The sequence below is a fragment of the Collinsella sp. SGI.178 genome (genome assembly GCF_050313495.1).
Taxonomy (GTDB): Bacteria; Actinomycetota; Coriobacteriia; order Coriobacteriales; family Coriobacteriaceae; genus Collinsella.
Genome location: NZ_JBNPLM010000065.1, coordinates 1 through 318, shown reverse-complemented (window position 1 = coordinate 318; position 318 = coordinate 1). Strand labels below are relative to the sequence as shown.

1 protein-coding gene is annotated in these 318 nt (G+C 67.6%); it reads left to right on the top strand.

The genetic code is table 11. The annotated features are described in order from the left end of the window. Window positions 1–48: 48 nt before the first annotated feature. The coding region (locus tag ACQRAQ_RS08655) for a hypothetical protein (RefSeq protein ID WP_427794561.1) at window positions 49–318 on the top strand (270 nt) is incomplete at its 3' end.

Sequence of the window (318 nt, the reverse complement as noted above, 5' to 3'; positions counted from 1 at the left end):
GGGACTGCGGACAAAAAGTTGGACCATCAGGTCCGGTTTGGAGTCCGCATGACATACAGTAGAGCCGTAGTAGAGAGGGCCGGGGAGCTACGCCGCTCCGGGCTCTCGTGCAGGGAGATAGCCCGGGAGCTCGGCGGGCCGAGCAAGAGCGCCGTCGCGCGCTGGACGAGGGCCGTGGCCTCGGGCGGAACCGTCGGGAGGGCGGTCGCGAAGATGGATCTGCCGAAGGTCGTCGGGGACGGTCCGGTGTACCCCGACATCGACCCGGACGACAAGGACGCCCTGATAGAGCGCCTCGTCCTGGAGAACGCCGTCCTC